The organism is Intestinibacter sp. (genome assembly GCF_051866655.1).
Taxonomy (GTDB): Bacteria; Bacillota; Clostridia; order Peptostreptococcales; family Peptostreptococcaceae; genus Intestinibacter.
Genome location: NZ_JBJDXL010000075.1, coordinates 1 through 7,125 on the forward strand (window position 1 = coordinate 1; position 7,125 = coordinate 7,125).

Annotated in this window: 7 protein-coding genes; 2 read left to right on the top strand and 5 right to left on the bottom strand. The window is 32.3% G+C overall.

From position 1 onward, the window contains the following. Positions 1 to 747 precede the first annotated feature (747 nt). Positions 748 to 1,581, bottom strand: coding sequence for a Rossmann-like domain-containing protein (locus ACI3VO_RS02050; RefSeq protein ID WP_439756311.1), 834 nt, complete (start codon positions 1,579 to 1,581; stop codon positions 748 to 750). Between the two features lie 429 nt (positions 1,582 to 2,010). On the opposite strand from ACI3VO_RS02050, the gene ACI3VO_RS02055 reads away from it, so the two are divergent. Next, positions 2,011 to 2,088 (top strand): hypothetical protein, encoded by a 78-nt coding sequence (locus tag ACI3VO_RS02055; RefSeq protein ID WP_439756317.1) that lies wholly within the window; start codon positions 2,011 to 2,013, stop codon positions 2,086 to 2,088. Here ACI3VO_RS02055 and ACI3VO_RS02060 read toward each other — a convergent pair. Continuing rightward, on the bottom strand, positions 2,066 to 2,737 hold the full coding sequence (locus tag ACI3VO_RS02060; RefSeq protein ID WP_439756312.1) for an HXXEE domain-containing protein: 672 nt from the start codon (positions 2,735 to 2,737) through the stop codon (positions 2,066 to 2,068). The genes ACI3VO_RS02055 and ACI3VO_RS02060 overlap by 23 nt on opposite strands. An 18-nt stretch (positions 2,738 to 2,755) precedes the next feature. Beyond that, entirely contained in the window at positions 2,756 to 4,606 is a 1,851-nt protein-coding gene (locus ACI3VO_RS02065; RefSeq protein ID WP_439756313.1) for a CocE/NonD family hydrolase, read from the bottom strand. Positions 4,607 to 4,780: 174 nt separating this feature from the next. Here ACI3VO_RS02065 and ACI3VO_RS02070 point away from each other — a divergent pair, with 174 nt between their 5' ends. Then, positions 4,781 to 5,278 (top strand): hypothetical protein, encoded by a 498-nt coding sequence (locus ACI3VO_RS02070; RefSeq protein ID WP_439756314.1) that lies wholly within the window; start codon positions 4,781 to 4,783, stop codon positions 5,276 to 5,278. A gap of 138 nt (positions 5,279 to 5,416) precedes the next feature. Here ACI3VO_RS02070 and ACI3VO_RS02075 read toward each other — a convergent pair whose 3' ends face one another. After that, positions 5,417 to 6,118, bottom strand: coding sequence for an HAD family hydrolase (locus tag ACI3VO_RS02075; protein WP_439756315.1), 702 nt, complete (start codon positions 6,116 to 6,118; stop codon positions 5,417 to 5,419). A gap of 83 nt (positions 6,119 to 6,201) precedes the next feature. Beyond that, a partial coding sequence (locus tag ACI3VO_RS02080) for a TerD family protein (protein WP_439756316.1) occupies positions 6,202 to 7,125 on the bottom strand: 924 nt, incomplete at its 5' end.

The window sequence follows — 7,125 nt, forward strand, 5'->3', positions numbered from 1 at the left end:
CTTTTGTAGTGAAAAGCTCTTGCGCCACACTTAAAATTTCATGTTCCCATTGTTCAGGTTGTTTTTTTACAGGACGTGCCAATTTATATACCCCCTTGTATAATATATTTTTGACCTTGGTCAATAATTATATTATCAGATATTAATGTAAATTACAACCAATACTATTTATCTTCGTCTTTAACATTTTACTATTCAAAGATAATTTATAATTATAAAATACACAGTTTTTCGATCAATCTTCTGTAATTAAAAAAAGTCTAAGGTAAAGTGTATATTTACACACTTTATCTTAGACACCAATATTTAAAAATTTAATCTTTATTTTCTTCTTTTTCAACTTGTTTAACTGTTAATTTTTTATAGAACTTTCTACTGGATCTTCCAGCGGTTCTGCTCGCTTAACTACATTTAAAATATTTACTATGACAAATAACAAGAAAGTTACTGCACTTAAATCAGCTTAAATAATAATAAATGCTTCCATAAAATACTTTAAATATGCTTCGTTAAAATTTTCAAATATATTAAAAATCATTAAAGGCTTAACTTTATAATCTTCAAAATACAGAAAAAACCAATATACTCTTGAAAATACCAATGCCCCGAAAAATAAAATTATGTTTTGCATTTATAAATTTTTCTTATTTAATATTATAATTTATTTTAATGTTTAATATTAGTATTAAAATCAAAAAGAGCTATTACATCTTAAATAATAGCCCTTAAAATATTAATTCAAATTTTCTATCTCTTTCTAACAACTATACGCTCAGCATACTTCCCAAAGAAATGATACCCCGAACCGCCTTCACTAATTATATCCAACAACTCATCAGGCTTAGTAACCAAAATCCCACCGATCATAGTAACACCCCTCTTAAAAAACGCATCAGGCAGCATCCCAGCTGTAGGACCTGTAACCAACACATCTGCACCTTCCTTTACATTACAAAGCAATCCCTCCAAAGTATCATTCAAAATAGTAACCCCAGTTATGACAACCAAATCAGCGCTTGGCAGATACTCAGGCGCTTTATCCGGTGTCAAGAAATGATTTAACTCCTCGCCCTTCAATGTCTTAGAGTCCATCTCAAACACCTTAAAAGGAGCATTGGCACTTATAAGTTTCTTTAACATAGGAACTAAAGCTCCAACTACGGCACTATTTTTAGCAGGATCTATCTCTAATTCGTCAAATGCATCGACTCCTACTTTAATCTCGTAGTCCTTCTCAGGCATTAAATCCCAGCACATAGAGCTAAGTGCATTTAAAGTAGCTATTCCCAATGTTCTTTTTAAAATATTGCCACTGAAGATATCGTCTAGGTATTTTCTAGCACTTCGATTGGATAGTTTACCTGAAAGTGGCATTGCCTTAGCTGAGCTTGGGCAGCATACTGCCTCTGGTATTTCTTTTATCGGAGTGAAGCAAAGTCCACCGTATCCATTGTTTAATTTTACACCAGAGAAGAACAACCCAAATACAGCTCTTTCAACCACTATATCGTCTAATTTATCTTTTAATATTTCTTCTACATACGATATACTCTCTTTTAGTATGGCATCCTTATCTTCCATAATCTACTCCCCTTTATTATCAGTTTATTTATATTTTATTATCATTGACATATTATTTCAAGATTGATATAATTATATCAAACAAAATAAAACGTATTAAAACATAACTAAACATTATATATTTGACAAAATTATTCATTTTTATTGAAAATTCATCAACTATTTTTCCATCAAATAAGTAAGTTGATGATATTATAAATACTAATTTCACCCACAATTTACTTTAAAGCATAAAAACTTTTAAATCCTTAAATATTTTTATGTAAGTAAATTTTTATTTATATTTATTTGCAGTCAAACAAATGCAATATTCTATCCCTTAGGTAGAAGAAGTAGCACTATAGATGCTACTTCTTTTTTTAACATATAAAAAATTTTCTTGTTAAAAAACATGTATTTAAGGATTGTACTAATTTAAAATACATAGAAATTCCTGATACTATTACTCCGATTAAAAAAAGTACTTTTTGTGGTTGTTGTAAAATTACTCGTCCTTACAAAACTTAGTAAAATATCCCTTACCCCAATCATACGGATAAGAAGAATCTTCACATTTGAAAGTATTCTCTGCCCAGTTTACACAGATTTTTGCCATAATCAAAGTAAATATAATAGCAAGTAGTACCTCTAAAATTGTAGGCACTCGATCTATAAAAAACGAAATTATGAAACCAATAAAAATTGGAAGAAAACACAAATATGACGTAGCAAGTCCTGGGTTGTATATAGTTTTCTTACCCCTACCATCAAAACGTCTTTTCATCTGACAGCCTGCTAACGTATGCACAAAAACCTCCATAGCAGATAAGCCAAACCACATCAAAGTAACAACATAAGGCATCCCAAATATAAGCATAACACAACCAAAAGCAATAGGGATAAAATTTGTAAGCATATCAGTTAACTGGCTCATTGGATATCGGTCTGACAATTCTTCTGACGCGCCATGCTGTAAATTATACATATAGTAAAAGCCGCCTGGAAATTTCCATTCCTCCAATACATGAAGTACTAAGCTAACAACTGCGGCAACAGCTAGCTTTGTCGTCATAGGCCATACATTCCAATTTACAATTAGTAATGCGACTAAGAATCCACCAATCGCTGTTATAATATAGAGCCAGCAAGAAAGCCAACCTTTAATAATTTTTTGCATATTTTTCCCTCCTCGAATCTATTTATTTGGAATAATAGGAACATATAAGTAGCTATCATATTTACCACCTGTATAAATAACATGACGTCCATGATTATGATCCTTTGGTAGTTCGACATTCTCTCCATCAGGTGCAATCTCGCTCATATCTCCGCCACCTAAAGTCATCATTTTAACTTTAGATTTTGGCATATAAGTATAGCCCTCTTCAGGTATAGAGATTTTAGCCATTTTTAGTTTAAACGGTCCCTTCCAAACCTTCTTCGTTTTATACGCTGAGACAGTAATTTGCAAATATTCGTCTTTTTGAAACTTCATTCCCATAGGCCAAATGAGAATGTCGAGTGGGACTATTTCATTTTGTTTCAATTTTTGTTCATGCTCAAAGGCTTGATATGGATTTTCTTCAGTGCTACGTACAGTATCTAATTCACGCAAAGATGCCCTAATATATCCTTTTGCTACAATTCTATTCATTGGATTTAAACAAAAATGTCTGCCACGTTTATTCAATTTTTCGAAACTTACTTCTAAATCCATATCATCATGATCAAGAGCTTGTACCCAAATTCTAAGCTTGATATATCCTATTATTTCAGTATCCTCCGTCATTTTCATACGATAAGATACCTTTCGATTTTTGCTATCAGAATCATAAGAATTACTACATTCCTTTGTAGGTAAACTTTCTTGCAAGCTATTATTATCAGCATTGAGATAAAGTTTTTTGTACTGTGTTCGTGGGATAGGAAAATCTTCTTCAGCACGGTCTACAATATCTGTTTTTCCTGGATTAAGAACACTCAAGCGTACTTTTGGAGTATTTTCCCATCCATTATCAATACCCTTTAGATATTTATCAAAAAACTTTCGTAAATCCTCTACATGGTCAGGATTGTAATAATCATCCCATTCACCTGTGTTATGAATACGTAGCCATTTTTCTTTTGATGATATTCGTCGGTAGCCCTCCAAAGAACCATAAGTATGTATCGCATTAGTATAACTAGCTACAATATAAGCAGGAGTTGTGATAGTTTCCAAATCTGCGGCTTTATCACGCCAATAATCATTCATAGTTGGATATTTCCACATCATAGAAATGCAGTCTTCTACACCGCCATCTTCTGTAGAAGCAAATGAATCAGTAAGCATCTTGATAAATTCTGGCATCATAACACCACCTCTTGTTGCTACTTCACGATAACAATCATTTAATCCTTCCCAAGGAGCAAATGCAGCAAGATGTTTTGGATGCTGAGCAGCTACAAACCATTGAGAAATAGCTAGCCATGAATTTCCTGACATCCCAACCTTTCCATTGCTCCACGACTGTTTGGCAGTCCATTCAATAATATCAGCTCCATCACGTCCATAATCACTTCCAAAAAATAATATGATACCTTCAGAATTGTATGCTCCTCGTACATCTGGATTTATAATTGCATATCCATGTTTTACCCAATAAGCAGGATCCGGTCCTTCAAATTTCTGCAAACCTGAAGTTGCAGATTTTTTTACTCCAATAAAAGAAGGAACATCATCAAGCCACTGACTTCCAATCTCTTTGCCATATGGGCTTAAAGCTACGATTGCCGGATGTGGTTCATCATCGACTGGACGGAATATATCAGTATAGATAGTAACACCATCACGCAAAGCAATTGGAACATCTCGCTCGAATAAAATATCACAAGGTAGTGGCATATTACCCTTCATACGAATACTACCTTTTTTCAAAATGAGCTTTTCCTGTTTAAATCCTGTATAACGCGCTCTTTTTGAAGTAACTGATAATGCACCTCGAACAGGAACGACCATTTCTTTTCCATCTGCATTATACTGAATCATAGTTCGTTTTTTATCCATAAAATCACCTCTTTACGAAAAAATTATTTCATTGCAAATTTTATGGAATTATTGTAGCAAAACTCATTTTATGATACAATAGTCCCACAACTTATAATACACTAGGAGGTAAAAATGTATCACATCCAAAACGATAAACGTGCCCAAAAATCTTCAAAACTTATCAGCGAAGGCATGCTCAAATGTCTAGAAGTAAAACCCTTTGATAAAATAACAGTAACCGACATTTGGAAAACATCCTCTGTCGGTCGCTCTACGTTCTATCGCCTTTTTGATAATACTTCTGACGTATTAGAATATTTATGTGACCAAATATTTGAAACGCTAAACGAAAAACATCCTATCGACGAAACTCTTAATACAAATGATTTAGCTCTTCGATTTATTGAAATATGGATGGAACACAAGACATTATTAAAGGCTATCGTGGACAGTAATCGTATGGATTTACTGTATAATGCACATAAAAAATATCTTCTTCCAAGCAAAGATATATTTTTTACAAATGAACAGCTAAACTCATTTGAATCAGAATATTTAGTTGCTACACTGACTTCTTGTATATCTGCTTATTTGACAACGTGGATTAAGCATGGATGTAAAGAGGATTCACAAACGTTGTTTATTCAACTGAAAAAATGCTTCAGTATTTTAGGGAATATGTTTGATTAGCTACAAAATAATATACAAAGTATAATTGCATTTAGTAAAATTAAAAAGGAGCTACAAATCCTACTGTAGCTCCACAAAATATATTTCACTTTAAGCTTTTATTTTTTCTCTTGTAATTATTTAAAAACTCTAATTTTCCTAAGCCAATTCCTTTATAATATCTAACAACTCTTCATCACTATTAGCCTCATAATCAGGGTAATACTCACTTTCCAATGGTATAGAAGAATTTCTTCTATTTATCCATATAGAGTTCCAACCAGCATTTTTAGCTCCGACAACATCATTTGCAAAAGTATCACCTATATAATATGTATCTTCTGGATCTAAATTCATTTTATCCTCTACAAATTTAAAAACATCGCTATGTGGTTTCGGCAAAATAGAACCACCTGCCACAAATATATTTTCCTCTGCAATCCATTTTTCTAAATCTAGATTTTTTACTTTTTTCAGTTGATGGTCTACTTCTCCATTTGTGATTATTCCTATCTTTAGGTTATGTTCTTTTGCAAAATCCAAAATTTCCTTGATTCCTTCTAATAATACGATTTTATTTTGATTTAATGAATATTGTTGTTGAAATTCTAGAGCTTTTTCCTCAGTTATATGTACTCCAAAATCTCCAAGTGATCTTGTAATTCTTTGTATCTGTAAATCCCTCATTGTCATACTTCCATGCTGTACTAGTTCAAATATTTCATCACTGTATTGACGATATTTTTTGTGCAAAACATCTATAGGTATGTCGTATTTATCCCCAAACATATTGTTATATGTATCTTCAAATGGTTTCATCAAATTGTACAAAGTGTCATCTACATCAAAAATTAAATTCATACTATACCTCCCAAATAATTTTCATAATGCAATTACAAAAGCACAAAAACGCAAATTTTTGAGCTCTTGTGCTTTTTCAATTTCTATAATAATTCAGACGATATAATATCTGTATCAAATGGAGTCACTATCCTAGCCTCGTAAATTTCTATATCTTTTTCGATATACTCCTCTACACCGACTTCATTTCCATCCTCATCAAATACAGCTCTCGTCTTTACAACATCGACTTCTCTAGTTCTGATTATATCATCAGTGTCAAGTAGTTCATTTTTTCTATCAGTAAATATCAAATCAGCTTCACAGATATTTTCCACTAGCTCGCCCCTTGATGCCACATTTAACTTGACTAGCTTGTCCATTGTAGGCTTGCGAGAGTTTAAGATGTTTTGAACGATCATATTAGTTGTATTTTTTCGAGATTGTATATTGTTTATAGGATATAAATTGTCGTAGTCTATATCACACCATACGATTTGATTTGCCATCACATCTACTATATACGGCAATGATACAGTAGTTTCTGTTGTCAAATCTCCTTTGAATTTTACAAATGAAGGGTTATATGCTGTATTTAAATTTTCGTCTATATCCATATATCCCACGAAGCATTCAGGCAATTCATAGAATTTTTCGTGAGTATACGCATTTACAACTACACAAATATAATAGCAACTTGGATTTATTTTTTCTAAATCTATATCTATATATTCAGTTCCGCCTTCAGGAGCTGGCGCACTTCTGACATCCCCTGAATGTACGCAACCATCGATTTTCATATTAAAATACGATACATTATCTATTCTCTCAAAATCCTCATCGTATAATATTATGCTCAAGTCTAAATCTGTATGTAGTCTTCCATCTAGCCAATGTAAAAATAGTCTTATTTTATTGTTTTCGATGTTGATTCTAGATCCTCTTTCAAGTGGCATCAATGTCTTAGAAGCATCTCTCATCTTCAGAGGTGCTATATAATCCTTCAAATTTTTATCTATAAATACTTT